Genomic DNA, 26,038 nt, shown 5'->3' with positions numbered 1-26,038 from the left:
CTGCGACGCCACAGCCATGGACACTGCGCGTCGTGCCATCGGCGGTTCGCCTTCGGTGGCTCGCAATCCACCCTTCCGGCCTGCGCTGTCATCCCGGTCACACCTTGGTCACTTCGGCCCGCTGGTCACGCTGGTCGTCCGCAAGCCGCTGGGGAGGCGTTGCCGTGACCGTCTGCCGGTCGATCTCCTGCGCGATCCCGAGTGCCGTGGCGATGCTGTCCTCGGCCGTTGCGCCTCGTTCCCACGCCTCGGAGTAGGCCTCGGCCGCCATGTGCTTGCGCACGAGGCCCTGGGTACGGGCATGGAGGGTGGCGAAGGGACGGAGCCCGGTGATCGTGGCCCCCGTCACCTGGCGGTGGCGGTGTGCCGCGCCCAGGACGACGGCCGCCTGACCGTGGTGCCCGAGGGCGCCGAGCGTCCATGCGAGGGTCTCCAGACTCCACGCGGGCCCCCAGTTGTCATCGATGGCGCGCTGTCGTACGAGCGCGTCGCACAGGGGCGGTAGCCCGCGGGACGGCTCTCCGTGCAGCAGTTCGGCGAGAGCCGTGCACCACTGGGCCCAGGTGTGTGCCCACTCGGCGCCGGCCGCCTCGGCCTCGGCGACGTACGTGTCGCACGCGAAGCGGGCGTCGGCGTGGTTGCCGAGGAAGACCGCGGCCATGGCCCAGAACATCGTCGCCATGTGCGCGTCACCGCTCTGGCCTGCCGCGATGAACTCCTCGCGGGCATGCGAGAGTTGGGCGACGCAGACCGGGTCGCCGAGCACCAACAGCGCGTACACGCCCTCGATGTAGAGGGCGGGCGCGGTTTTCGCGGACACGGGAGCCGCGCGGCACTCCTCCAGGAAGACCCCGGCTGCGGCCCGGTCTCCCTGGAGGATCGCGATGAACGCCTTCATGGTCGCCGTCAGTACGGTCGGCTCGCCGAGGGCGGGGTCGAGCAGCACGGACAGGCTCTCGAGCCAGTGGCGGGCCTCGCCGAGAGTGCTGCCGAAGAACCAGCAGCGGGTCCGCATCAGGTCGACGGCGATGGCTGCGCCGGTCAGCGCCCGGCCGGGGTGGACGCGGCAGAAGCCGAGCGCGGAGCGGAGGTTCGGCAGTTCCCGGCGCAGCCGCTCCAGCCAGCCGACCTCGTCGGGCCCGCACCATTCGGCGGCGGCACGGCCGGCGAGGGCCCGGTAGTAGTCGCTGTGCCTGACGAGCAGCCCTGTCTCGTTCCCTTCCGCCCGCAGGCGGTCCATACCGTACTGACGGACGGTCTCCAGCAGCCGGTAGCGGGTGGTACTGCGGCGCCGGCCGACCGGTGCGACGGGCTCGACGGTCACCACGGACTTGTGGACGAGACCGTCGACCAGGTCCAGCACGTCTTCCCGTGCGATGCCCTCGCCCGCGCACACGGCTTCGGCGGCCCGGAGGTCGAAGCAGCCGACGAAGACCGACAACCGGGCCCACAACAGTCGCTCCTCAGGGGTGCACAGACTGTGGCTCCAGTCCATGACGCCCCGCAGAGTGTGCAGGTAACGGCTGGCCGGGGGCGCCGATGCCGGTTCCGGCCCGTAGGCGAGCACCGCCGCCGAGCGGGAGTTGGACAGGAGGCGGAAGCGGTCCTCCAGGCGTTCCAGGACCTCCTCCACGGTCAGTGAACTCAGTCGCACGGCGGCCAGTTCAATGGCCAGCGGGATGCCGTCGAGGCGTCGGCACAGCTCGGCGGCGGACGCGCCGTGCCGGTCGCCCGTCGACAGCGTGGCCGCGCAGGCCGCCGCCCGGTCGACGAGGAGGCGTACCGCCTCGCACGGCGTGCCGTCCGGTCCGTCCTGGAGCGTCAGACAGGGAACCAGCAGCAGGTGTTCGCCCGGTACACCGAGCCGCTCGCGGCTGGTGGCGAGGACCCGTAGCTCCGGTGCGGCCCGCAACAACCGCAGCACCAGCAGGGCCACGGCGTCCACCATGTGCTCGCAGTTGTCCAGCACAAGCAGCAGGTGCCGCTCGCTCAGGTGGCCGACGACCGCGTCGGACGCGGCCTGCGTGGACTGGTCGCGCAGCCCCAGCGCCTCGGCGACCGCCCGTTCCAGCAGCGCCGGGTCGGTGAGCGCCGCGAGGTCCACGAGCCACACCCCGTCGGGGAAGGCCGCCGCGGACCGCCGTGCGGCACGCAGCGCGAGCCGTGTCTTGCCGACTCCGCCCACGCCGGTCAGCGTGACCAGCCGGGACAGCCCCAGCAGCAGCTGTGTCTCGGCCATTTCTCTCTCCCGGCCGATGAAGGAGGTGGTCTCCGCGGGCAGGTTTCCGCGCCCGCCCCGCCCCGGGCCGGGTGTCCGGGGCGGGGCCGGGGCGAGGTCCGGCGCGGCCGTGAGCATCCGCTGGTGCAGGGTCTGAAGCTCGGTGCCCGGATCGACGCCCAGTTCCTCGGCGAGCAACCCGCTGATCTCACGGAAGCACTCCAGGGCCTCGCACTGTCGGCCGCACTGGTAGAGCGCCAACATCCGCTGGGCCCAGAAGCGTTCACGCAACGGGTGCAGGGCGATCAGTCGGCGCAGCTCCGGGAGCGCTTCTTCGTGCCGTCGGCACCGGATCGAGGCGTCGATCCACAACTCCTGTGCGGCAAGCCGCTGTTCACACAGGGCGGGGACGACGTCCGGGAACCGCTCCGGCGCCAGGTCGGCCAAGGGCTCACCCCGCCACAGCCCGAGTGCATCGCCGAGCAGCGCCACCGCCTGATCGGGCCGGTCCTCGGCGAGCGCGACCCCGCCCTCCCTGACGAGCGCGGAGAACCGACGCGCGTCCAGGTGGTCCTTGGCCCTCGCGTCCAGCGCATAGCCACGGCGCTCCGTCCGCACGACTTCCGGCCCGAGAGCCCGGCGCAGCCGCAGGACGTAGTTCTGCACAGCGTTCCGCGCCCCGCGCGGCGGATGTTCTCCCCACAACCGGCCTACCAGAGCGTCCACCGAGACGACGTGACCGGCGTCGACGAGCAGTGCCGCCAGCAGCGTGCGCAGTTGAGCAGAGCCAACGCTCACGCGCTGGCCGTCGCGGGTGATGGCAAGCGGACCGAGGATCCCGAACTCGTACAGCGTATCCATTCAGACAATGCTAGAACTTACAGTAACCGACACGCCACACTGAGTAGTTCCTGCACTGAGTGCGCGAAGCCCCGACCGTGACGGCCGAGGTCTGCTGCTGTCGAGCCGAGAGCCCGGAGGCGGGTTCACCACAGGAGTTCGGTGCCCCCCACGGGGGCGTAGCCGTCAGGGCGGGCCCGCTCCGGAGCGGTCGTACCAGCCGCCGGATTCCGCTCGAACCGCTCGCCCTCGTTCTCCGGGTGGGCCTGCCTGCCTCATGGCTCGGTCGGCGGGGCGACAACCAATTCGGTGTGGGGGTCGTGGTCGATCCGCGGAGGGCCGGCGACGATCATCGTGGCTCGGGCCCACGGCCGTTCTCGCACCATGAACGGCAGTTCCTCCCGCAGCCAGTTCGCCATGTGCTCCAGTTGCTCGCGGGAGTCACCGTCGCGGACGGCCAACAAGCGTTCTTGCTCATCGAGGTCGCCCTGCATCCACACCGAGGCGTCCAACCACGGGGCAAGCTCTTCGCGGATGATGCCGGTGCCCTCGACCCAGACGAAGTCGGCGCCGGCGGGGATGGTGATCGATCCGGGTCGGTCGTGGGTGATCCAGGGGCCAGGACGGAAGTCCACCGCCTCGCCCCGGTGGAGAGGTTGCAGGATGCTCTCGACGACGACGGCGCCCCAGTCGAAACAGGCGTGGTTCCAGGCGATGTCGTCGGTGTGCACGGTGGCGGAGTCGGGCACGGCCTTGCGTAGTCGATCGGCCAGGGTCGTCTTGCCGGCGCCGCCCCGGCCGTCGATGGCGATCACTCGCGGACGTCCGGTGACGTGGGGTGATGCATCGCGCAGCTGCCGGACGGCGTCGAGCAGGGGCACCACCCGCCAGCCAGCGGCTTCGGTCTCGCCTGGATGTAGACGCATCGACACCCTGCCTCCTCGGCTGAGGACACGGGTCCGGCCTGCCCGGACGGCCCGCCGATCGTCTGGCCCTGTCGACGTCATGGCCGAGAGGCCCACGTCGGTGTCGGGCGGCGACACGGACGACATCAAGCACGTGGACTGTCCCCACGGTGGCGCGGGCACCCTCTACTTCCTCGCCGGCCGGCAGAAGCCCCGCACTACACCGTCCCACCGCTCGCCCCCGGATCCGCCCGCCCCGCCGGCATCCGGGGGGGGCGAACCGCACGGTCGCCTCGACCTCAATCGACGGGGCGAGAGTGCACACTGACGGCATAGCCGCCGCCCTCACAGTAGGGCTCGCCGTCCCAAGTGGCGAAGCGCTGCCGCAGGGTTAGTCCGACCTGCGTGCACCAGCTGTCGAATTCCGTCAGCGTCACCGTCGGTTCCGGCAACGGCAGGTGTTCCGCGTCCAGTCCCATGCCGGTGATCAGCAGGCCGCCAGGACGCAGTACGGCGGCCAGGTGCCGGACGACTGCCGGTTCGGTGCCGGGTGCCAGCAAGGGGATGACGTTTCCGGCGGCGAGCACCAGGTCGAAGCCGGGTTCCAGAGTGAGACTGTCCAGGCGGACAAGGTCGCCTTGGAGCCATGCCAGCGTGGGGGCGTTGCGACGGGCGACGGCGAGCATGGAAGGGTCGATGTCCACGCCCGTGCAGTGGTGGCCCAGCTCGGCGAGCCGGATCGCGATCCGCCCGGTGCCGCAGCCGGCATCGAGTATGCGGGCGCCAGGGTTGAGCAATGCGGCGCAGAAGGCGGCCTCGCCATGGATGTCGTGGCCTGATTCAGCGAGTTTCGCGAACCGTCGGGCGTACTCCTCACCGGCCTGTCCGCCTGTCAGTTCCGCCCAGCGGTCGCGTTGCCTTGTCATGTCCTGCATACCTTCCGGTTGGCCCGGTGTGGGGGCGAGGGCGGCGCCGTCGCGCGTTTCCTATCGTAGGTCCGGAAGGAAGGTCTAGTTCGTCCGTAGATCATGGTCCGGCTGTCCCGTCGCGAGCGTGGGCTTGGCCAGGACCGCGTCGGCGTGGTCGGTGAGGTAGTCCCGTACCACTGATGCGAAGCTCGGGTCGGGTGCCAGCCCGAGCGCGGCGGCGCGCGTGTCGTCGAAGACGGCGGGCCACGAGCCCACGAGGGCCTCGATGGCGGGGTCGGGGTTGATCGTCACCAGGTCGGCGACGGCGTCGCCGGCCACCTGCCGCAGCGTGGCCAGCATCTCGGCGACCGAGACGGTGAGTGCCGGCAGGTTGACTGGCAGTCCGCCGTGGAGCCGCCCCCTTTCCGTCCCGCGCTCTACTTCCGCGATGCGGAGGATCGCCTCGACGGTGCGGCGCGGCGAGGCCAGGGCCACCCGCAGGTCGGGACGTACGGGGCAGATCGCGGGGTGGCCTGCGAGGGGCTCGCGGATGATGCCGGACAGGAAGCCGGAGGCGGCCGCGTTCGGCTTGCCGGGCCGCACCGACACGGTCATCAGGCGGGCGACACGTCCGTCGACGAAACCGCGCCGGGTGTAGTCCGCGATCAGCTGCTCGCAGACGAGTTTCTGGATTCCGTAGCTGGATCGTGGCGTGGGCAGGGTCGACTCGCTGACGACAGGAGGGAGCGGGAGCGCCGGGTCGGAACCGTAGACCGCCACGCTGCTGGAGAACACCATGCGCGGCGTCCGCCCGCCGACGGCCGACTGCGCTCGGGCGGCTTCGAGGAGCGCGCGGGTGGTGTCCAGGTTGGCGCCCATGCCGAGGTCGAAGTCGGCTTCGCACTCGGCCGAGACGGCGGCGGCGAGGTGGATCAGCACGTCCACCGGCTCCGCGAAGACCTCGTCGAGTCGGTCGGTCAGGCCGCCCCGCACGATCTCCACAAGCGGGTCGGAGGCAGACTGCGCCCCGGACGGCACGATCCGGTCGGCGAGCACCAGGCGATCGATCGGCGCCCCACCAAACGTCCGCGTCTCGAGCAGTGAGCTCGTGACCTGTCGTCCCAGGAAGCCGAAGCCACCCGTGATGACGATCCTCATGCGGTGCCTCCTCGGTATGCGGAGCCGGGAGTGCAGCATGCCCACGGACGCCTCCGGGAATCGGCGGACGGTTCTCCCCCTGCCGAGTCCGGGAGGTCGGGTTGCCGAGGCTGGGGCGGCCTCGCCTGTGGCCGCAGACCGGCCCCGCTGCGAAGAGGACCGCGATGAGCTGGAGGAACCGGCGTCGCGGTTCTTCGACGCCCTCCGCGAAGGCGACGTCGCCGGGCCTGCTCTCCGTAGCGGCGGAAGAGGGTGCCCTTTCGGACCCGGCCACCTCGGCGACCGACCGCGTCGTCGTGCTCGGTCATGGCGTCGTGACATGAGGCCCGGCGATCGAGGGCAGGCGCGAGGGATGCAGGGAAATCACCAGATGTACGCCATGACCAACGCGCACGGCCGACCGGTACGGGAAGGCTCGTTACAGCGGCGGGCCAAGGGAAGGCATCGGCGCTCCGGACGACGAGGGGGCCGGTGGCATCGCAGGCTTCTGGCCTACCGCGGCGTCGAGTTGCTGCCGACGTCCGCGCTGGAGGGTGCGGATGAGGAGTGCCTGCTGCTGGTGCATATCCGCAAGGTGATCGGGCGAGTGACCTATCGAGCGTGCGATGAGTGCGCCGAGGGTGTGATCACCGATGTCGTACTGGACGAACCGTTCCGCGACTGCGGGTTGGGCACGAGGGCGCTGTGTCATCTGCGCTCCCAGTATCCGGGTGTCACCTGGCGCACCACACTCGAATCTCGTCTCACTCGCGATCTGCTGCACCGGATGCGCATCCCCAAGGCTGCCGAGCAGGGCACCTGCCCCCACCTTCGGTCTACCGTCACCGCCCCTGCCGGTAGTTGAGAGCTGCCGACGGGCTTCGCGGCACGCACTGGCCGTCGTAGCCATCGCCCCGTTCAGCACCCGGCCCCGCGCACACCGGCCGGCCCGCCGGGCGTCCCGACGACCGGCGACGGGCGACGGGCGACGGGCGACGGGCAGGGCCGCATACCAGCAGCGGCAGCGGCAGGTCGGAGTACGCCCGGATCCACCGCCGCGTGACCGTCGGCGCGAGCATCGCCCGTCCAGGTCGAACGTCGTCAGCACGGACTTCCAGCCCGGCAAGGGCTGGGGCTGGGGCTGGGGCTGGGGCTGGGGCTGGGGCTATTCGAACATCGGCTACATCCTGCTCGGTACGGTCATCGAGAAGGCCGCCGGACACACCTGGCACGAGCGCGGGCGCCGCCCCGGAGCCGCCCTGCCCGGCCTCCGAGGGCTACGCCTTCGCTGCCATGCCGATCCGTCTACCCGCTCTGGATGTGGATCAACGGCCGACGGGACCACCAGTGTGGAGCCTCGCCGTGAAGGCACTCTTGAGGGCCTGCGGGCGATCTGCGCTGGACCGTCGCCGGACTAGGCCCGGGCGCGGAGCCGCCGACGGGCCACCCGATCGGGCGGCTTCACGTCCAACACCTCGGTCTGCGGAGTCTGCGGATCCCGGGACAGGGCTGCTGCTCCGGTAGCCGCCGCCACCTCCGCACCGGCCCGGCGCGCCGTGTCCGACCGCCCGGCCCGGCGGGAGCAGTTCGCGACAGCCGGCCGAAGTGGAGGAAGAGGTTCCGAGCCGAGCATCGTCCCCGGCGGGGAGAGCACGGCGGCGGCGTGGACATCCCGGTGGGTGTCCACGCGGAGGACGACCTCGCCTGCCCGCGGCGGAAGTTGGCTGGTGTCCGGGGGTGCTGAACGTTCGAGGCCGTCTTCGCCGACCAGCACAGCGACTGAGGCGACGGGGTTCCGAGCCGGGGCGGCCGCAACGGCTGAGCTCAGAGCTGTGAGCGGAGCACGCCCCCTGCAGACTGTTCCCGGTCCGGGCCGCGCGTGTCTGTCCGACCGTCCCGCGGGCCCGAGAAGCCGGGCGCGAGCAGAGCCGAAACCGTCCGGGGGCTGGGGGCGGACGCAGGACCAAAGTCTCCTCGCCGGGTCGGAGTCGGGTGGCTCGGCCTCTTCGGATGCCGTACGGCCCGTACCCTTCGTAGTGTCCATGGCGTCACCTAGCGGGCGCCAAACCACTGGAGGCAACACCTCGTGCTGATTGCTCAGCGTCCGTCCCTGACCGAAGAGGTCGTCGACGAGTTCCGCTCCCGGTTCGTGATCGAGCCGCTGGAGCCGGGCTTCGGTTACACCCTCGGCAACTCCCTTCGCCGTACCCTCCTCTCCTCGATCCCGGGTGCGGCGGTCACGTCCATCCGTATCGACGGTGTCCTGCACGAGTTCACCACCGTGCCGGGCGTCAAGGAGGACGTCACTGACCTGATCCTCAACATCAAGCAGCTGGTCGTCTCCTCGGAGCACGACGAGCCGGTCGTGATGTACCTGCGCAAGCAGGGCCCGGGTCTGGTCACCGCCGCCGACATCGCGCCCCCGGCCGGTGTCGAGGTGCACAACCCCGACCTCGTCCTCGCCACGCTCAACGGCAAGGGCAAGCTGGAGATGGAGCTGACGGTCGAGCGCGGCCGCGGTTACGTCTCCGCCGTGCAGAACAAGCAGGTCGGTCAGGAGATCGGGCGCATCCCGGTCGACTCGATCTACTCGCCGGTTCTCAAGGTCACCTACAAGGTCGAAGCCACGCGTGTCGAGCAGCGCACCGACTTCGACAAGCTGATCGTCGACGTCGAGACCAAGCAGGCGATGCGTCCCCGTGACGCCATGGCCTCCGCCGGTAAGACCCTGGTCGAGCTGTTCGGTCTCGCCCGCGAGCTCAACATCGACGCCGAGGGCATCGACATGGGTCCGTCCCCGACGGACACCGCCCTCGCCGCCGATCTGGTCCTGCCCATCGAGGAGCTCGACCTCACCGTCCGGTCGTACAACTGCCTCAAGCGTGAAGGCGTCCACGCCGTGGGTGAGCTCGTGGCGCGTTCCGAGGCCGACCTGCTCGACATCCGTAACTTCGGTGCGAAGTCGATCGACGAGGTCAAGGCGAAGCTGGCCGGCATGGGCCTGGCCCTGAAGGACAGCCCGCCCGGATTCGACCCCACCGCCGCCGCCGACTCCTTTGGTGCGGGCAGTGTCGCGGACACGGGCTTCGTGGAGACCGAGCAGTACTGAACACGGGCTCACCCGGTCAACCGGGCCGTGTCCCGCTCGATGACGGCGCGTGCGGGCCCGGTCACCGGAACGACAGCTGCTCGGTGGCCTCGGGCGGCTGCTCGGTGGCCCCGGGCTGCCGCGGATGGCGAGGACCGTGTCCACTGCCCGCGCGCCACGTCCGCAAGACGAGTCCGCGACGATCGATGCGGACCGGAACAGGTGACCGGGATGCGCTGATGCGCATCCCGGCCGAGCGGGAACGAGCGCTCCCTCTTGGGGTGACGCCACGCGGGGGCTGTGCTTGCGAGCGCGGCCCCCGCCGGCTACCCGTCGACCGCCGTCCCGCCATCGCTGTGTGGGCGCACCCCGCCCGTCACACGGAGACACGCGCAACGTCGGTCTACCTCGGCGCCACGTCGGTCTACCTCGGCCCCACGTCGGTTACCTCGGCCCACGACAGATCTTCCACGACAGCCTTCATGGGCCCGGGGTCACGGCCCCGGTCCCGGATCCGGCTGTACGGCCTCGGTGATCCCGGCCCGGGCCGCTTCGAGCTGAGCGGCGAACGCGATGCCCAGGAACAGCGCCACACCGGTCAGGTTGGCCCACAGCAGCAGAGCGACGAACGCCGTCAGCGGTCCGTACACGGCGCCGAACGATCCGCTCTTGGCGACGTAGAGCGCCAGCAGCCACGTGGCCGTGATCCACAGGACCAGGTGGACCGCCGAGCCGAACGCGAGCCATGTGTAGCCCGGCTGGTCCCTGCGCGGAGCCCAGCGGAAGATCACCGCCGACGCGACCCAAGCGAGGACCACGCCCAGGGGCACTTCGAGGGGCCCCCACCAGTCGAGCAGCTCCCGGGGCCAGCCGAGGGCCTCCACCACCGCGTTGCCGACTGCGTCCCCCGCGACGAGCACCAGGAACCCCAGGACCATCGGCGTGCCCGCCGCGAGGGCGAGGAGCAGGGACCGCCCGTACTTGCTCAGGAACGGCCGGTCGCGTTCGATGCCGTAGATGCGGTTGGCTCCTCGCTCGACCTGCCCCATCGCCGAGGCGAGGTTGAGTACGGCGAAGGCCAGTCCCACCCACATGGCGACCGCGTTCCAGACTCCGGTACCGGCGCTGCGCGCGGTGGCGTCCAGCGCGTCCTCGACCAGACTCGCACTGGCGCCGGGCACGATCTGGCCCAGGGTGAGTTCGATGATCCGCCCCACGCTCTCCGTGTGCACGGTGGTGGCGACGCCGACCAGCGCGATGGTGAACGGCACCAGGCCCAGGACCACTTGGAAGGCGAGCGAACGGGAGTTGGTGAAGCCGTCGGCGTAGCGGAACCGGGCGAACGCGTCGAAGAGAAGACGGCGGCCGCCGTAGTGCCTCAGCGCGGTGAGCGCCTCGTCTCCGGAGAGCTCGTCCCCGATCATGTCCCGCGTCTGCGGGACGTGCACAACGGTCCCCATCGAGAACGTCTCCTCGTGTCGTTCGTACGGCCAGATGAGGAACGCGATCTTTGCCGCCGGGAGAACCGTACAGCCGAACGACTGCGGACGACTGCGGCGGTCGGTCGTCAGGTGGATTCAGGGTGGCTGCCGGGCCCGCTGGTGCCGTGGGACAGAGGAGTGGGCGAGAGAGTGGTGTCCTCCTCGCCGGGCTCCAGGAGGGTGTTGGCGGCGCCGACGACGAGCGGGTCGGGGGTACCGACCGCCTCGGGATCCTTGCTGGTGTAGTCCATACGCCACAACAGACTGCGCATGGTTTCCAGCCGGGCGCGACGCTTGTCGTTGCTCTTGACGACGGTCCAGGGCGCGCTCTCGGTGTCGGTGGCGCGGAACATGTCGACCTTGGCCTCGGTGTAGTCGTCCCACCGGTCCAGCGAGGCCAGGTCGGTGGGAGAGAGTTTCCACTGGCGCACCGGGTCGACCTGCCGGATGGCGAAACGGGTGCGCTGTTCGGCGCGGGACACGGAGAACCAGAACTTGACCAGCAGAATGCCGTCGTCGACGAGCATCCGCTCGTAGGCCGGGCACTGCTCGAGGAACAGCTCGTACTGGTCCTTCGAGCAGTAGCCCATCACGCGCTCCACGCCGGCCCGATTGTACCAGGAACGGTCGAAGAAGACGATCTCCCCCGCCGTCGGCAGGTGTGCGATGTACCGCTGGAAGTACCACTCACCGGCCTCGCGCTCGGTGGGCTTGTCCAGGGCCACCACTCGTGCGCCGCGGGGGTTGAGCCGCTCGGTGAGGCGTTGGATCGTGCCGCCCTTGCCCGCCGCGTCGCGCCCTTCACACACCACGACCACACGTGCGCCCGTGTCCTTGACCCACCGCTGGAGCTTGAGCAGCTCGATCTGCAGAACACGCTTGAGCCGCTCGTACTCCTCGCGGCCGACCTTCTGGTCGTACGGATGGTTCTCGCGCCAGGTATCGAGGGGGCGGCCTGTCCCGTCCAGGAGGATCGGCCGCTCCTGCCGGCTGGTGTCCACGGTCAGTCCGTCCAGCAGTCCGTCGGCCTGTTCAGCGTTCATCACACCACTCCCGTACCGTCCCGTGAACTCAGTAATCGGTGTGCGCGCCCTCGACTGTCCAGGACAGCATCCGGCGCCCACCGCGGAGACCTCATTGCCCCGGGCAGACACGCCGGTCGGCATGGCCTCGCCGAGGTCAGAGGGGCATACGGCCACGGGTGCGACGACCGGCCGAGCCGCTGCGGCCCACGGCGCGGGAACTCGTCCGGAACGGCTTGCTGAAAAGCCTGCCCAGGACACCGGGCGCCTTGCCGCCGGCCCGCGCACCGGCACCGAGCGAGCGCTGCGTGCCGCGTTCGGGGTGCCGGGAGAGACGCGGGACGAAGAAGGCCAGTACGGCCAGGACCACACAGACTCCAACAACTACGGCGATGATCACGAGTCGGCTCCCTTGCTAGTCGGGCTTGATCGGTCGCTTGATCGGTCGCTTGATCGGTCGAGAGGACCGAGTGCCCCGTCACGTTCGCTCTATGTGACCGGCGCCCTGGGTGGCTCAAGGGTTGAGCTTTGCGCTTTCAAGCTCGCCGTTGATGGTGGGAGATGCCCGAGTCCGACTCGCGAGTCAGACCGGCCAGATAGGCGTCCAGGGGCTGAACACGTCCCGGGAGGAGCTCCCGAAGGCTCCACCAACGGACGGCCGCGATCTCCTCGTTGGCCTGAAAGTCCCGAACGACGGTGGTGCGGCCCACGAACCGCCATCGGTCGAGGACCATCAGGACACTGTCGGCGCGCCACACGTGCCCAGTCGCTTGGGCACCCGGGTGCGGGGGCGGATGTTCTGCGTCACAGTGGAATCGAGAGCGGATGGACTCACATGGCCATACTCCGAGTCCTCAGCGCACTTGTTCCGCGGTGACGGTGATGCTCAATGGCCTGGCCCGTTCATGGGCACATCGGCGGACAACGCGTCGCCTCTGACTGGCAATGGACGCTTGGGCCGACTCGCCCCCTGATCGGTCGGCCTCTCCGCAGTCCTGCCGCGGCTGCGTGCCGCTCACTTTCCTCGCCGACACCAGGAGGGTCCGAGAAATGAACTCTTTCCCCAAGCCCGTGATCGATTCCATGGCCGATCGCGCCATGCGCCTGCACCACATGCTGTGGCACACCGCGCGTGACAACTGGATGGTTCTTACGCCGGAGCAGCAGGAGGTCTTCCACCACCACGGCTGGGAGCCGCCACGCCCGTCCTTGACGGCGCCGGACCCTGTTACCGGGAAGCGTGACATCGAATTCAACAACGGCTCGGGCGAGGACTTCCTGTTCATGCACCGGCAGATGATCGCTGCGGTCAACGAGATACTCGCCGAACTGGGCGATCCTCAGTACCCCCGTGTGGAGGGGTGGCCGACGGTTCCTTCCCCGGAAGACACCGCGTACCCGGTGCCACCTCCGTTCGACATCCCGGGAGACACCGGAACGGCCGAAGCCATCCGGAGCGCCAAGACCCAGGAGAAGTTCAACCAGATTCGTGCGTGGGAAGCGGAGTTCACCGACCCTGCGAAACTGCGTCAGATGACCCTCGGTCGTCTCGGAGCCAGGATCGAGTTCGGTATCCACAACACCATGCATCTGCGCTGGTCCGCCCAGATGCCCGAATATCGGCCGGGCGGCGACGAATTCAGCATCGACCCTCGGTGGGACGACGCGAGCTACAACTGGCTCGCCGACACCTACTCCGCCCACGTGAACCCCATCTTCTGGAAGCTTCACGGCTGGGTGGACGCCCGGATCGACGACTGGATGGCGGCCAAGGAGCTGACAGGGCCGGTGCCGTGGAGTTTCGACCCTCCGTGGAGCGGCCCCGTGGGACACGACCCTCACCGTCACCCCGTGGCCGGGCTCGTCGTTCAGGCTCATCCGGGCAACGGCGAGGCCGCCGCTCTGCAGTCGATTCTCGGCGGCATGGAAACGACGGTCGAGCATCTGAAGCGAGCAGGCGTGGGCGAACCCGCTCGCTTCCCCGTCTCCGACGACGCCTGAGCACTCTGGACAGTCAGCCTGACCTGACGGTTGCGTCAGGTCAGGCGTCCCGCTTCACCGCGAGGAAACTGGCCGTCTGGCCCGCCCGGGCCAGGCTGGCACCGCTCCCGTGGTCCTTCGCGCGCAGCACGGTCCCGGCGAGCGTCATGCGCTGGTTGATCCCCGTCTCCCAGTGGCGCAGGACGCCGCCGTCGTACTCGTAGTGGAAGTCGGCGATGGGGGTGTCGGTGCGGCCCTTGCCCGTCAGGGTGAACGCCACGGGCGAGGCTGCCGGCACCTTCGACACCTTCCCGACGATGTCCATCGCCAGCGGTTCGGCACCCAGTGACCCCGGGAAGACCAACTCGCCGCTGATCGCCCCTTCCGGGTCGACGAAAAGCCTCAGCTCCAACTCCGCGAACCGGAGCTTGTTGAAATCCTCCACGGGTTCCGGCCTGTTGAGGAAACTTCTGTAGGTATAGGTCCCAGACAGCTCTGGCTCGCTCATCCGACCTCCTGAACAGTGCGATGGCACATCGGCGACACCCCGCGAAGCGTGCCGCAGAAGGGCGTCCCGCATGTGGGGGCTCGCCGACCTTGTCCGCAAAACAACCCCGAGCGTGCCGACACGCGGGCCGACCGGGGCCGTCGCAGCGCAAAGGTGCGGACTGGCCCGCCTCACCACAGCACCCGCTGGGGCGAGCCCCCCATCCCATCGGCGGCCCCTGCCGCCGTCTCCTGTCTCTCCTTACACCATTCCGGAATACCCCAGGGGGGTATATGGTTGGGCTGTGAAACCCGAAGCGGCGGGTCACACTGGACGGGAATGGGGATGACGGCCATGGATCACAGCGCCCACCACACCAGCACTGCACACACGCACACCGCCGACCAGGATCACGCCGGGCACCACGGACCGCACGCGCCAGGGGCATCCTGGTCCACGGCGGCGAAGGCGACGCTGCACTGCCTGACCGGCTGCGCCATCGGCGAGATCCTCGGCATGGTCATCGGCACCGCGCTGGTCTGGGGCAATGTCGAGACCATGGCCCTGGCCATCGCGCTCGCCTTCGTGTTCGGCTACGCGTTCACGCTGTTCGCGGTCCGCAGGGCCGGCCTGGACTTCAAGACCGCGATCAAGGTCGCCCTCGCCGCCGACACGGTGTCCATCGCCGTGATGGAGCTCGTCGACAACGGCATCATCGCCCTGGTCCCCGGCGCCATGGACGCCCACCTGTCCGACGGGCTGTTCTGGTCGGCCCTCCTGGGAGGCTTCGCCGTCGCATTCGTGATCACCACCCCGGTGAACAAGTGGATGATCGGCCGCGGAAAGGGACACGCCGTCGTCCACGCCTACCACTGACGCGCCTTCCGCCCACAGCACACGCGGACATCCCCACGCCCAGGCGACGACGGCCAGTCGGGCGGGCGGGCGGGCGGGCGGACCAGTCACATGGTGGGCCCGGACAAATCCTGGGGCCTGTGCAGGTTCTGTTTGCGATGCTTGTCGCCGGGTCCGGGTCTGAGGGAGAACGGTATGGAGCCGGTAGCACTCCGCCGCGCAGTTGAGGCAGGACGGACGATCGCTTCGGAGCTGGGCCTTCAGGTCGACGATGCGATCGTCATCCACGACTCGGACCGCGTCGCGCTGCGCCTGGTCCCTTGCGATGTTCTGGCTCGGGTCGCGCCTTCGGGGCATCTGGCTGATTTCGAGTTCGAAGTAGAGGTTGCTCGCCGTCTCGCCGACGTCGACGCTCCGGTGGCTGAGCTCGAGCCTCGGGTCGCGCCCCGCGTCCATGTCCGTGATGCCTTCGCCGTCTCGCTCTGGACCTACTACGAACCGGTGGGACCAGAGATCACGCCGGTCGACTACGCGGACGTGTTCCTGCGGCACCACGCCGCCCTGCGCCAGATCGATCTGGATGCACCCCATTTCACCGATCGCGTCGCCGTGGCGCTGAGAGAGGTGAGCGACCGGGAGCGGTCCCCCGAGCTGCTCGATTCTGACCGGGAACTCCTCAGCGACACACTCAGTGGACTGAGCGCCGCGATCAGCACCGACAAGGCCGGCGACCAGCTGCTGCACGGCGAACCGCATCCGGGCAACCTCCTGAACACGAGGAGAGGGCCGCTTTTCGTAGACCTCGCCACGTGCTGCCGTGGGCCGATCGAGTTCGACCTCGCCCATGCGCACGAAGAAGTGGGCCAGCACTATGCGGGGGCTGACCACGGTCTGATCCACCGGTGCCGCGCCCTGAACTGGGCGATGTTCTCGGCCTGGCGCTGGCGCCGGGACGACCAGATGCCTGACCGGGGCCACTGGAGAGTGGAGGGGCTCAACCGGGTTCGTGCTGCACTCGACCGCTGCGGACTGGGCTGAACTGGAGACAGGGGGCTGCTGGAACCCGACCCGCTGCGCCGTGTGCGGCATCCCAAGCGGTGCAGCTGTCGGGCTCGGCCGACTTGAGAGGACATCGGCTGTCCGGCCAGGGCCGATTGCATGGCCGCACCGAAGGGCCTCGCCGCAGTACCTGCCCTCGCCTCTCACCGGCCGGCTCGTCGACCGCTACGGCCGCATGACAGTCGCCGCCGCCTCCGCGGCACCACCCTCCTCGTCGTCGGCGTCCTCGTCGTCGGCGTCCTCGCCGCCACCGCGCCCGGTGCCTCCGTCGCCCTCCCCGCGCTCTTCCTGGCTCAGCTGAGGCTCGGCCGGAACCTCGGCCTTGTCTCAGGCACGGCGATCATCAAGCATCCGCTGTGAAGGCCGAGATCCAGCCTCACGCGCACGACACCGCCGCAGCCACCATCAGCCGAGGACCCGCAGCAGGTGCTCCACCGCCTCGGCCATGCGGGTGCGGGCGGTCGCCAGGTAGGCCCGCGGGTCGACGGTGTGCGTGTCCCCGGTGATGAAGTCGCGAATCGCTCCGGTGAAGGCGATGTTCAGCGCCGTACCGACGTTGATCTTCGTCATGCCTCCCCTCGCCGCACGGCGGAGTTCGTCGTCGGGTACGCCGGTCGAACCGTGCAGGACCAGAGGGGCTGGGACGGCGTGCGCGAGCCGGGCGATGAGTTCGTGGTCGAGTCTTGCGGTTCTGGTCGTCATCGCGTGGGAGCTGCCGACCGCGACGGCGAGCGCGTCGACGCCGGTGGCGGCCACGAAAGCGCGCGCTTCCTCGGGATCGGTGCGGACGCCGGGGGCGTGTACGCCGTCCTTGCCACCGATCGCGCCGAGTTCGGCCTCCAGCCACAGGCCCTGGTCGTGGGCCCAGTCCGCCGCGGCGCGGGTGGCGGCGACATTCTCCTCGTGCGGCAGCGCAGAGGCGTCGTACATCGCCGAGCCGAAGCCGAAGTCGCAGGCGCGGCGCAGCAGTTCCTCGTCGGTCACGTGGTCCAGATGCAGGCCGACCGGGACGCGGGCAGCCTCCGCCACGGCGGCCGTGGCGGAGGCGAGGGGGCCGAGTGAGCCCCCGTGGAAGCGGACCGCGTTCTCGCTGATCTGGCAGACGACCGGTGCTCCGGCAGCCTCGGCGCCCGCGACGATCGCCTCGGCGTGCTCGAGTGTGATCACATTGAACGCGCCGACGCCACGGCCGTCGGCGCGGGCCATGCGGACGAGTTCGGCGGTGGAGATCAGGGGCATGGGTGGTTATGGCCTTTCCTCGGCAGGGAGAGCCGTGCACGCTGAGACAGCCGTGCACGAATTCGCTTGTTTTGGCGAGATAACATGCTCAAACAGGCATCAGTCATCACATCCGGGCGCGGCACATCCGCTCTTCGGAGATCCGGTCTTCACAGATCCAGGCTCGGGAGATGCGGACTTCGAATGCGGACTTCGGATGCGGACTTCGGCCCGTGATGGTCATGGGCCCGGACACCACGAACAGGGGACGACGCATGGCGGCACCACAGGCCAGATGGAGCGCGTTGCTGGAGCTGCTGACGCGCGACGGGCGGATCGAGGTCGAGGCCGCCGCGGACGAACTGCGGGTCTCCGCCGCCACGATCCGGCGTGATCTGGACGAGCTGGCGCGCCAGCAGATGGTCACCCGCACGCATGGCGGCGCCGTGATCAACGCGATCGCGTACGACCTGCCGCTCCGCTACAAGGCCGCGCGCAACGCTCCGGAGAAGGAGCGGATCGCCGACGCGGCGGCGGGCCTGGTGAAGGCGGGCGCCGTGGTGGGTCTGAACGGCGGCACCACCACCACAGCGGTCGCCCGGGCGCTGGCCATCAGGCCCGAGCTGAGCACAGAGGGCGCCGGTCCCTCGCTGACGGTTGTCACCAACGCGCTGAACATCGCCAACGAGCTGGTCGTACGCCGCCATGTGAAGCTCGTCGTCACCGGAGGTGTGGCCCGCCCTGCTTCGTACGAACTCACCGGGCCGCTGGCCACCGAAGTGCTCGCACAGATCACGCTCGATCAGGTCTTCATCGGCGTCGACGCGATCGATGTCAGGCACGGGGCCACGGCCCAGGACGAGGGCGAGGCCGGCATCAACCGGGCGTTGGCCCTCCGCGCCGAACAGGTGATCGTGGTGGCGGACTCCTCCAAGCTGGGTCGGCGGGCCTTCGCCCGGATCTGCCCGGTGGAGGACGTCCATGTGCTGGTGACCGACAAGGCGGCGGGCCCCGACCTGACCGAGCCGTTTGCCGCTGCGGGCGTGGAGATCGTCCGGGCCTGAAGGTCTTCGCACGTGCCGGACCGGTGCCGACGGGCGTGCGGCCGAGGCCGGAGCCGGAGCCCCTGCAGAGGCCCGGTCGACCGGGGTCGGAGTCCTGGCCCCGACCCTGCCCCCGCCTTCGCCCCCGTCCCCGCCCCATGGGCCTGCCCGGCGGATCACTTGATGCCGCCGGCCGTCAGACCGCTGATCAGATAGCGCTCCACGAAGACGAACAGGACGACGACCGGCACGATCGCGATCAGCGAGGTGGCGAAGAGATACTGCCACTGCTCCTGGTACGCCGTGACGAAGCCCGGGATGGCCTTGGTCAGCGTCGTCCGGTCGCCGGACGAGGTGATGGTGAGCGCGACGACGTACTCGTTCCAGGCTCCGATGAACGTGTAGACGAGCGCGGTCACCACTCCCGGCAGCGCCAGCGGCAGGGTGACCCGGACCAGCGCGCCCAGCCGTCCCGCCCCGTCCATGTACGCCGCCTCCTCCAGCTCCCTGGGGATGCTCGCGAAGTACGCGTTGAGGATCCAGATGCAGAACGGCAGGTTGAACGCCGCGTTGACCAGGATCAGCCCCTCCGCGGTGTCGGTCAGATCGAGGCTGACCATCTCCCGGTAGATGCCCACCAGCAGCGCGGTCGGCGCGAACATCTGGGTGACCAGCACCAGCAGCAGGAAGGCGCCGCGCCCGCGGAACCGGTTGCGGGCGGTGTAGTACGCGGCGGGCAGTCCCACGGCCAGTGCGAGGAGTGTGGACATCCCGGCGACGTACAGCGAGAACCAGAGCGCGTCGCTGACGGGCGGATCCTTCAGCGACCAGACGTCGGCGAAGTGGGACCACTCCCACCGTGACGGCAGATAGGACGGCGGTGACCGCATCAGTTCCGGCGTCGGCTTCAGAGCCGTGAGCAGCATCTGAAGGTACGGCGCGAGGAACGTCAGGGCGACCAGCCAGCCCACCGCGGCGAGCAGTACGGTGCGCAGCCGGGGCGGACGCCGCCTCCGGGCGATGGTGCGACCACCCTTGGCCGCGGTTCCGGTCGCGGTTTCGGCTGTGGGCGCTGTTTCAGCCGTGACGGCGGACATCAGCCGGTCTCCTCTCGGCGGCGGACGACGCGCAGGTACACCAGCACCACCAGGAGGATCAGCGCGAAGTTCACCACGGCCAGGGCGGCCGACTCGCCGACGTCCTGGTTGTCGAAGGCGAGTTTGTACATATAGGTGGTGGTCGTGTCGGTGGAGAAGCCGGGGCCGCCTCGGGTCATCGCCCAGATGACCGGGAACGAATTGAACACATTGATGACGTTGATGATCGCGGCGACCAGCAGGGACGGGCGCAGCAGCGGCAGCGTGATGCCGAGATAGGTGCGGACCGGTCCCGCTCCGTCGAGGCGGGCCGCCTCGTAGACCTCGGCCGGGATGGTTCCCAGTCCGGAGAGGATGACGAACGCGGTGAACGGCAGGGAGACGAAGACCGCCACGGCCATCATCCAGGCGAATGCCTGGACCGGATCGGCGAGCCAGTTCACCGGCTTGTCCAGGATTCCGACGTCCATCAGTACGCGGTTGACGACGCCGTAGAAGTTGTTGAGCATCCAGCGCCAGGTGAGCGCCGTCATCAGTACCGACGCCGCCCAGGGCACGATCAGCGCCCAGCGGACCAGCCGACGCCCTGGGAAACGGGCGTTGAGCAACTGCGCCAGGCCCAGGGAGACGGTGATGGTGACCGTCACCACGCCCACCACCCAGATCAGGGTGCGCACTACCACGCCCGGCAGGTCAGGCTCGGCGAACAGCTCTGTGTAGTTGGCGCCGCCCGCGAAGCCCTGGGTCAGACCGGTGGAGCTGATGTCCATCAGGGAGGTGCGGACCATCTCGACGACGGGCCACACGACCACGGCCAGGATCAGTGCGAGTGCGGGGCCGACCCACAGCAGCGGCTCCAGCGCCCGCAGACGGTGTGCGGACCGGGGGCGGCGGGAGCCGCGTTCCGGTGCCGCGGGGGTCCGGTCCTCCTTCTCCCCCGCGGTGGGTGCGGTGACGTCCTGTACGGCCACCCCGTCAGCCGTCGTTCTCTGCGGTCTTCTGGATTTCACTGAGGACCTCTTCGGGCTCCGCACTCGACACGGCGGTACCGATGCGCTGCTTCACGGCGCCCTCGACGGTCGCCCAGTTCGGGTTGTCGGTGGGTGCGAACCGCGCGCCCGACAGCGCCTCGACGAACGGTTTGTAGTAGGCGGAGTCCGAACTCAGCGCGTCACCGGCCGACTTGGTGACCGAGAGGAACCCCTCGGTGGACAGGAACTTCGAGGCGTTCTTCTTCTGGTAGAAGAAGTCGAGGAACTTGTTGACGGCGTCGCGGTTCTTGCCCTCGTCCTTCTTCTTGAACGCCACCAGGTAGTCCTGGACACCGAGCGTGTTGTGCGTCGTACCGTCCTTGCTGGGCAGCGGCGCGACGCCGTAGTCCAGTTCCTTGTCGACGGTGTCGATGAAGCCCTTGCGCATGAAGACGGCGCCGTTGATCATGCCGATCTTCCCCTGGGCGAACTGGTTGAAGACGTCCTTGCGGTTGGTGGCCTCGGGGTTGGGCTGGGTCAGACCGGCCTTGGTGAGCTTCCGCAGGAAGTCCAGCGTCTCCACGTTGGCCCGCTGGTCGACGGCCCACCGTCCCGACTCGTCGGTCCAGCCGCCGCCGTTGTTCATCGCCCAGATGGAGAACTCGGCCTGGGCCTCCTCCGCACCGAGCGGCAGGCCCAGCGGGATGTCCCCGGCCTTCTTCAACTTCTCGGCGGCGTCCTCGACCTCGGCCCAGCTGGACGGCGGCTCGGCTATCCCGGCCTTGTCGAAGAGGTCCTTGTTGTAGAAGAAGAGCCGCGCGCTGGAGATGAACGGCAGACCGTACTGGACGCCTTCGTACCGCGCCTGGTCGGCGAAGAGCGGCAGGAAGTCGGCGAGCACCTTGGGCGACACGACGTCCTTGGCCCGGTAGATCAGATCGTCGCGCGCGAAGTCGGAGAACTTGTTGTAGTTGAGGACGTCGGGCTGCTGCCCGGTCTGGATGTACGTCTTGACCTTGGAGTCGATCTGCTCCCAGTCGACGACCTCCAACTCGACCTGGTAGCCGGGGTTCTCGGCCTCGAAGTCCTTGATGAGGTTCTCCCAGTAGGGCTGGGTGTCGTCGTCGTACTTCGCGGCCACGAATCTGATCGTCCTTCCGTCGGCGTCGCCGCCACCGGACGAACCTCCCTTGCCGCATCCGGTGAGGACCAGGGCGAGGGCCACACCTGCCGCGCTACCTACGAGGTGCCGTTTCACGGGGTACCCACCTTCACTGCAACCGAGTGATTGTTTCTGCTTGAAAGTGGCTAAGATCAAGCATCAATACCCATCATGCCCAACAGATCTCGCATGATGTCAAGGGCCGACGGCGACCACTCGGTTTCGCCGCGACCCCCATGAGCACCGAGACGGGAGCCCCTTCATGAGTCGGACCGAGATCGAGATCGCCACCCAGCCCGAGTGCTGGCGCCGCGCCATCGAACTGGCAGGGCGGCCGAACGACCCCTCGTGCACGGCCATGCCCCGGCCCGGCGAGCGGGTCGCCGTCGTGGGCTGCGGAACCTCCTGGTTCATGGCCCATGCCTATGCGCTGCTCCGGGAATCCGCGGGCCACGGGGAGACGGACGCCTTCGCGGCCTCCGAGATGCCGGCCGGCCGGGCCTACGACCGGGTGGTCGCGCTGACCCGGTCCGGCACCACGTCGGAGGTACTGGAACTGCTCGGCCGACTGCGCGGGCGGACGCCGACCGTCGCGGTCACCGCGGACCCGAAAACCCCGGTCATGGACGTCGCCGACGCGGCCGTCGTGCTCGACTTCGCCGACGAGACGTCGGTGGTGCAGACCCGGTTCGCCACCACCGAACTGGTGCTGCTGCGCGCGCTGCTCGGTGAGGACCTCGGCCATCTGGCGGCACAGGCCGCCTCGGCGCTGGTCGAACCACTGCCCGAAGAGCTCCTCGACGCCGAGCAGTTCACCTTTCTCGGGCGCGGCTGGGCGTACGGGATCGCCCAGGAAGCGGCCCTGAAGATGCGCGAGGCGGCCGGCGCCTGGACGGAGGCGTACCCCGTCATGGAGTACCGGCACGGGCCGATCAGCATCACCGGACCGGGCCGGGTGGCCTGGTGGTTCGGCGACCCGACGGCCGTTCCCGGTGGTCTGGCGGAGGAAATCGCGCGCACCGGCGGCCAGTTGGTCGCCCTCGGGCGCGACCCGGTGGCCGACCTCATCGTGGTGCAGCGGTTGGCCGCGGCCCTCGGCGGGAAGCGCGGGCTCGACCCGGACAACCCCCGCCATCTGACCCGCTCGGTGATCCTGACCTGACCCCTGCCCGGATCCGGCGGCCCTTGGCCGCCACCGCCGGCCCCCGGACCCGGCCACCGGACCCGAGCACCGGACCCGAGCACCGGAACGGAAACGGCCGGATCGGGCGCGGTTCACACGGAATTTACAGCCGTTTTCCCCGGGTCGGCGGCCTCCCGAGGCAGGGCGCTGACCCGGGAAACCAACCGCCACCAGGGCCGGTAGTGGCCCGTGATGCTCCTGATGAATCATGAAGGAGAGTGTTGACAGCTGACGTTTATCGCCAGAGCATGAACAGAAATACGCATGATCTTGCAGTGCTGCTCCATCACGCCATGCCCCGCCCCGCAGGAGGACGTGAGTGCGCACCCATCCGCTCAGACCACGCAGCCTCGGCACATTACTGGTCGCCGCCTCAGCCCTGACGCTCGTCCCGCCCGTCGCCGAACCTTTCACCACAGCGGCACGGGCAGACGCCGCAGCGCGGGCAGACGCCACGGCCCGGCCGAAGGTGACCGAGAGCGCGAACGGCCTCACCCTGTCCGTGCCGCGCACCGGAAAGGCCCCCGGCTACACCGTCGACATCACCACCGACGAACTCGCCCTGACCACCGAGCGCTCCGGCGAAACCGTGCTCGGCACCGCGTCCGGCGACACCGGAGGACTCCGCTTCCGCTCCGACGAGAAGTGGGAGCACGCCACCGCGGTCACCGACTGGACGTGGAAGGACGGCGTCCTCACTCTCACCACCGACACCACCCTCGACGACGCCACCGTCAAGGCCCGGCTCACACCCGAGGCGGACCGCTACCAGCTGGACTGGGACGTCGAAGGCGGCAGCCCCGAGCAACTGGGCCTCGCCTACGACCTGTCCTCGGCCGGCCACTGGTACGGCCACGGCGAGGCGGAGACCCCGCAGGGCGGTCCCGGCGTCAACCAGCCCTGGCCGCTGGACGCCGGTGAGGTCGACCACGAGACCTTCGGCCCGGCCTCGTACAACATGATCGACCCGTTCTGGTACACCTCGAAGTCGACCGGTCTCCATGTCGACACCGGGCACGTCATGGACGTGGCGATCGACAAGGGCAAGGACGGTCTCGGCACCTTCACCGTCGAGTCGCCCGACACCTACAAGGCCACCGTGTTCGTCGAGTCGACCCCGCTGGAGGTCTACCGCGACTACATCGGCATCGTCGGCAAGCCGGCCAAGTCGGACGCCACGTACGAGCAGTACGCCAAGCCGCTGTGGAATTCCTGGGCGCAGTTCTACACCAAGATCGACCAGGAGAAGCTGCTCGACTACGCCACCGACCTCCACGACAACGGTCTGGACGGGCACACCATCCAGCTCGACGACAAGTGGGAGTCGAACTACGGCAATCTGACCTGGGACCCCAAGACCTTTCCCGATCCCAAGGGCCTTTCCAAGAAGATCCACGACATGGGGTTCGACTTCGGTATCTGGGTCACCCTGTGGATCAACCTGGACTCCGACAACTACCAGTACGCGGTCGACAACGGCTACTTGCTCATGGACGCCGAGGACACTGCCAAGCCGTGTGAAGTGACCTGGTGGAACGGCCAGGCCGGGATCATCGACCTGGCCAACCCCGACGCCAAGGCCTGGTACGAGGGCAACCTCAAGAAGCTGATGGACACGTACGACATCGACGGGCTGAAGTTCGACACCCGGTTCTTCGACGAGAAGTGCGCGCCGCGCGAGGGCCACCAGGCCACCGACTACCAGAAGCTCGGCACCGAGCTCGCCGACGAGTTCGACCTCCAGGGCGCCGGCATCCGGGTGCACTGGAACCGGACGGCCCACGAGGCCGGCTTCGTCACCCGCCAGGTCGACAAGGGCACCGGCTGGGACTCCCTGCGCGCCTCCGCCACCCAGAACCTGGCCATCTCCACCATCGGCTACCCGTTCGTCGAGTCCGACATGATCGGCGGCTCCGGCGGCCAGCCCGCGCCGTCGAAGAACGTGCTGGTGCGGTGGGCACAGTCCGCCTCGCTGATGCCGCTGATGTACGCCTCGACCTCCCCGGTGGACACCAACGACACCACCACCGGGCAGAAGGTCGACTACGACCAGGAGACGGTCGACCTCTACCGGGAGGCGATCGAGACCCACGAGAAGCTCGCCCCCTACATCTGGGACCAGGTGCAGAGCACCCTGAAGACCGGTGACCCGATCATGCGCCCGCTGTTCTTCGACTTCCCTAAGGACGAGGCGAGTTACACGGTCACCGACGAGTGGATGCTCGGCCCGGCCGTGCTGGCCGCGCCCAAGCTGAGCACCGGCGCCACCCGCTCCGTCCATCTGCCGCCGGGCACCTGGTACGACGTCAACCAGGGCACCGTGATCCGCGGCCCGAAGACGCTCAAGGGGTACGCGGCGCCACTCGGCGTCACCCCGGCCTTCGTCAACCTCAAGGCCAAGGGTGCCGCCAAGGCCGTCAAGGCGCTCAAGCGCGACGACGCTCCGGCCGCCTCCGTCCTGATCGCCCCGGACGCCCCGTCCACCAAAGCCGGTACGCCGTTCGAGGTGACCACCGAGGTGACCAACTGGAGTACCGGGACCCTCAAGAACGCGAAGGCGGCGCTCGACCTGCCCGACGGCTGGAGCGCCAAGGCGACCGGCCCGACCACCGCAGCGTCCCTGAAGAACGGCGCCACACTCACCACCACCTGGACGGTGACCCCGGCCGACGACGCCCGCTGGGGAAGTCACGACCTCACCGGCACCGCCACCTACACCGGATCCAACGGGTCGCAGAAGGTGTCCGACACCGTGCAGGCGCAGGTGAAAGCCGCCCCGGGCAGTGTGCAGGCGCCGTACCTGACGACCGACACCACCTCCGAGGACCCCCAATACGCTCAGGCCGGCGACCAGTTCGCCATCTGGGCGGGCGGCCAGGACCTGTCCGGCTGGAAGGACGAGAAGGGCGTCATCTACCGCGACGACGCCGCCGGGGAGAAGGCCACCGTGCAGGCCCGGTTGGTCTCCCAGAACAGCGCCTCACCGGTCGGCAAGGCGGGCATCGCCTTCGCCAACGACCTGACGGCGCCCGAGAAGGGCGGTTACGCGGTGCTGGCCATGACCCAGAGCTACGGACTGGAGTTCATGACCGACAGCGACGGCGACGGGAAGCTCGACACCTGGGCGGGCGGTGGCTCCACCTACCACCCGGCGTATCTCAAGCTGACCCGGGACGGCACCACCTACACCGCGTATGCCAGCAAGGACGGCGAGACCTGGTCGCAGGTCGGCACAGCCCAGGTGCCGTCGGCCGCCGGCACCGGTGACGCGGGGATGGTCGCGAGCGCGGCCAACGTCAACTACCCCGGCGAGAACATCGAAGCCGTCTTCAGCGGATTCTCGGTCACCTCCTGACACACCGGTATCCCCGGCACCACCCCCGC

The 26,038-nt window shown here is 69.1% G+C and carries 21 protein-coding genes and 1 pseudogene; 9 read left to right on the top strand and 13 right to left on the bottom strand.

The features are described from left to right. Window positions 1–97: 97 nt before the first annotated feature. The 4 genes from OG272_RS45750 to denD all read right to left on the bottom strand — a co-directional run bounded on the left by OG272_RS45750 (window position 98) and on the right by denD (window position 6,029). On the bottom strand, window positions 98–3,079 hold the full coding sequence (locus tag OG272_RS45750) for a BTAD domain-containing putative transcriptional regulator (RefSeq protein WP_405895951.1): 2,982 nt from the start codon (window positions 3,077–3,079) through the stop codon (window positions 98–100). Between the two features lie 254 nt (window positions 3,080–3,333). After that, window positions 3,334–3,984, bottom strand: coding sequence for a hypothetical protein (locus OG272_RS45745; protein WP_326573645.1), 651 nt, complete (start codon window positions 3,982–3,984; stop codon window positions 3,334–3,336). Window positions 3,985–4,262: 278 nt separating this feature from the next. After that, window positions 4,263–4,889 (bottom strand): class I SAM-dependent methyltransferase, encoded by a 627-nt coding sequence (locus OG272_RS45740; protein WP_327732032.1) that lies wholly within the window; start codon window positions 4,887–4,889, stop codon window positions 4,263–4,265. An 84-nt stretch (window positions 4,890–4,973) separates the two neighbouring features. Beyond that, window positions 4,974–6,029: a D-erythronate dehydrogenase gene (gene denD, locus OG272_RS45735; RefSeq protein ID WP_327726271.1), complete on the bottom strand. Its 1,056-nt coding sequence runs from the start codon at window positions 6,027–6,029 to the stop codon at window positions 4,974–4,976. A gap of 370 nt (window positions 6,030–6,399) precedes the next feature. Between denD and OG272_RS45730 the strand changes: the two genes are divergently transcribed. Beyond that, window positions 6,400–6,873 (top strand): hypothetical protein, encoded by a 474-nt coding sequence (locus OG272_RS45730; protein ID WP_326573647.1) that lies wholly within the window; start codon window positions 6,400–6,402, stop codon window positions 6,871–6,873. A gap of 1,221 nt (window positions 6,874–8,094) precedes the next feature. Next, window positions 8,095–9,117, top strand: a complete 1,023-nt coding sequence (locus OG272_RS45725) for a DNA-directed RNA polymerase subunit alpha (RefSeq protein WP_326573648.1) — start codon at window positions 8,095–8,097, stop codon at window positions 9,115–9,117. 473 nt (window positions 9,118–9,590) lie between these two features. On the opposite strand, the gene OG272_RS45720 is transcribed toward OG272_RS45725, so the two are convergent. The 4 genes from OG272_RS45720 to OG272_RS45705 form a co-directional block, all read right to left on the bottom strand. After that, on the bottom strand, window positions 9,591–10,556 hold the full coding sequence (locus OG272_RS45720; RefSeq protein ID WP_326573649.1) for a YihY/virulence factor BrkB family protein: 966 nt from the start codon (window positions 10,554–10,556) through the stop codon (window positions 9,591–9,593). Between the two features lie 107 nt (window positions 10,557–10,663). Beyond that, window positions 10,664–11,620 carry a polyphosphate kinase 2 gene (ppk2, locus tag OG272_RS45715; RefSeq protein WP_326573650.1) on the bottom strand — a complete coding sequence of 319 codons (957 nt, stop codon included), beginning with the start codon at window positions 11,618–11,620 and terminating at the stop codon, window positions 10,664–10,666. Window positions 11,621–11,756: 136 nt separating this feature from the next. Continuing rightward, window positions 11,757–11,999: a DUF6411 family protein gene (locus OG272_RS45710; protein ID WP_326573651.1), complete on the bottom strand. Its 243-nt coding sequence runs from the start codon at window positions 11,997–11,999 to the stop codon at window positions 11,757–11,759. Window positions 12,000–12,135: 136 nt separating this feature from the next. Continuing rightward, a complete protein-coding gene (locus OG272_RS45705; protein WP_327726272.1) occupies window positions 12,136–12,333 on the bottom strand; it encodes a hypothetical protein in 198 nt (65 codons plus the stop codon). 274 nt (window positions 12,334–12,607) lie between these two features. Here OG272_RS45705 and OG272_RS45700 point away from each other — a divergent pair, with 274 nt between their 5' ends. Then, window positions 12,608–13,600: a hypothetical protein gene (locus tag OG272_RS45700; RefSeq protein ID WP_328224620.1), complete on the top strand. Its 993-nt coding sequence runs from the start codon at window positions 12,608–12,610 to the stop codon at window positions 13,598–13,600. Between the two features lie 40 nt (window positions 13,601–13,640). Here OG272_RS45700 and OG272_RS45695 read toward each other — a convergent pair whose 3' ends face one another. Next, a complete protein-coding gene (locus OG272_RS45695; protein ID WP_327726273.1) occupies window positions 13,641–14,087 on the bottom strand; it encodes a hypothetical protein in 447 nt (148 codons plus the stop codon). Between the two features lie 333 nt (window positions 14,088–14,420). Between OG272_RS45695 and OG272_RS45690 the strand changes: the two genes are divergently transcribed. The 3 genes and pseudogenes from OG272_RS45690 to OG272_RS45680 form a co-directional block, all read left to right on the top strand. Next, window positions 14,421–14,942: a DUF4396 domain-containing protein gene (locus tag OG272_RS45690; protein ID WP_327726274.1), complete on the top strand. Its 522-nt coding sequence runs from the start codon at window positions 14,421–14,423 to the stop codon at window positions 14,940–14,942. Window positions 14,943–15,116: 174 nt separating this feature from the next. Continuing rightward, window positions 15,117–15,959 (top strand): phosphotransferase, encoded by an 843-nt coding sequence (locus OG272_RS45685; protein WP_405895950.1) that lies wholly within the window; start codon window positions 15,117–15,119, stop codon window positions 15,957–15,959. Between the two features lie 148 nt (window positions 15,960–16,107). After that, a pseudogene (locus tag OG272_RS45680) lies at window positions 16,108–16,325 on the top strand (MFS transporter); the annotation flags it as partial. Window positions 16,326–16,385: 60 nt separating this feature from the next. On the opposite strand, the gene OG272_RS45675 reads toward OG272_RS45680, so the two are convergent. Next, window positions 16,386–17,219, bottom strand: coding sequence for a class II fructose-bisphosphate aldolase (locus OG272_RS45675; protein ID WP_327726276.1), 834 nt, complete (start codon window positions 17,217–17,219; stop codon window positions 16,386–16,388). Between the two features lie 254 nt (window positions 17,220–17,473). Between OG272_RS45675 and OG272_RS45670 the strand changes: the two genes are divergently transcribed. Next, a complete protein-coding gene (locus OG272_RS45670) occupies window positions 17,474–18,262 on the top strand; it encodes a DeoR/GlpR family DNA-binding transcription regulator (protein ID WP_326573658.1) in 789 nt (262 codons plus the stop codon). A gap of 155 nt (window positions 18,263–18,417) precedes the next feature. Here the strand turns inward: OG272_RS45670 and OG272_RS45665 are convergent, their stop codons facing one another. From OG272_RS45665 to OG272_RS45655, 3 genes are read right to left on the bottom strand one after another with little or no spacing between them, the layout of a single operon-like run. Then, window positions 18,418–19,338: a carbohydrate ABC transporter permease gene (locus OG272_RS45665; RefSeq protein ID WP_327726277.1), complete on the bottom strand. Its 921-nt coding sequence runs from the start codon at window positions 19,336–19,338 to the stop codon at window positions 18,418–18,420. Further along, window positions 19,338–20,309 carry a sugar ABC transporter permease gene (locus OG272_RS45660; RefSeq protein ID WP_326573660.1) on the bottom strand — a complete coding sequence of 324 codons (972 nt, stop codon included), beginning with the start codon at window positions 20,307–20,309 and terminating at the stop codon, window positions 19,338–19,340. Before OG272_RS45660 ends, OG272_RS45665 begins: the two co-directional genes overlap by 1 nt. A gap of 4 nt (window positions 20,310–20,313) precedes the next feature. Continuing rightward, complete coding sequence (locus OG272_RS45655) at window positions 20,314–21,567, bottom strand: extracellular solute-binding protein (RefSeq protein ID WP_327726278.1); 1,254 nt, start codon at window positions 21,565–21,567, stop codon at window positions 20,314–20,316. 166 nt (window positions 21,568–21,733) lie between these two features. Here OG272_RS45655 and OG272_RS45650 point away from each other — a divergent pair, with 166 nt between their 5' ends. Beyond that, window positions 21,734–22,633: an SIS domain-containing protein gene (locus OG272_RS45650; RefSeq protein ID WP_326573662.1), complete on the top strand. Its 900-nt coding sequence runs from the start codon at window positions 21,734–21,736 to the stop codon at window positions 22,631–22,633. A gap of 340 nt (window positions 22,634–22,973) precedes the next feature. Then, entirely contained in the window at window positions 22,974–26,009 is a 3,036-nt protein-coding gene (locus OG272_RS45645; protein WP_405895949.1) for a TIM-barrel domain-containing protein, read from the top strand. Window positions 26,010–26,038 lie beyond the last annotated feature (29 nt).

Origin of the sequence: Streptomyces sp. NBC_00104 (assembly GCF_045160825.1) — a bacterium.
Taxonomy (GTDB): Bacteria; Actinomycetota; Actinomycetes; order Streptomycetales; family Streptomycetaceae; genus Streptomyces.
This window is presented reverse-complemented; position numbering and strand designations above follow the sequence as displayed.

Coding starts and splice junctions, on each gene's coding strand:
- OG272_RS45720 (WP_326573649.1), bottom strand. CDS start 10,556: ATGGGGACCGTTGTGCACGTCCCGCAGACGCGGGACATGATCGGGGAC.
- OG272_RS45670 (WP_326573658.1), top strand. CDS start 17,474: ATGGCGGCACCACAGGCCAGATGGAGCGCGTTGCTGGAGCTGCTGACG.
- OG272_RS45730 (WP_326573647.1), top strand. CDS start 6,400: ATGTACGCCATGACCAACGCGCACGGCCGACCGGTACGGGAAGGCTCG.
- denD (WP_327726271.1), bottom strand. CDS start 6,029: ATGAGGATCGTCATCACGGGTGGCTTCGGCTTCCTGGGACGACAGGTC.
- OG272_RS45650 (WP_326573662.1), top strand. CDS start 21,734: ATGAGTCGGACCGAGATCGAGATCGCCACCCAGCCCGAGTGCTGGCGC.
- OG272_RS45675 (WP_327726276.1), bottom strand. CDS start 17,219: ATGCCCCTGATCTCCACCGCCGAACTCGTCCGCATGGCCCGCGCCGAC.
- ppk2 (WP_326573650.1), bottom strand. CDS start 11,620: ATGAACGCTGAACAGGCCGACGGACTGCTGGACGGACTGACCGTGGAC.
- OG272_RS45690 (WP_327726274.1), top strand. CDS start 14,421: ATGGATCACAGCGCCCACCACACCAGCACTGCACACACGCACACCGCC.
- OG272_RS45685 (WP_405895950.1), top strand. CDS start 15,117: ATGGAGCCGGTAGCACTCCGCCGCGCAGTTGAGGCAGGACGGACGATC.
- OG272_RS45665 (WP_327726277.1), bottom strand. CDS start 19,338: ATGTCCGCCGTCACGGCTGAAACAGCGCCCACAGCCGAAACCGCGACC.
- OG272_RS45695 (WP_327726273.1), bottom strand. CDS start 14,087: ATGAGCGAGCCAGAGCTGTCTGGGACCTATACCTACAGAAGTTTCCTC.
- OG272_RS45745 (WP_326573645.1), bottom strand. CDS start 3,984: ATGCGTCTACATCCAGGCGAGACCGAAGCCGCTGGCTGGCGGGTGGTG.
- OG272_RS45705 (WP_327726272.1), bottom strand. CDS start 12,333: ATGGTCCTCGACCGATGGCGGTTCGTGGGCCGCACCACCGTCGTTCGG.
- OG272_RS45740 (WP_327732032.1), bottom strand. CDS start 4,889: ATGACAAGGCAACGCGACCGCTGGGCGGAACTGACAGGCGGACAGGCC.
- OG272_RS45750 (WP_405895951.1), bottom strand. CDS start 3,079: ATGGATACGCTGTACGAGTTCGGGATCCTCGGTCCGCTTGCCATCACC.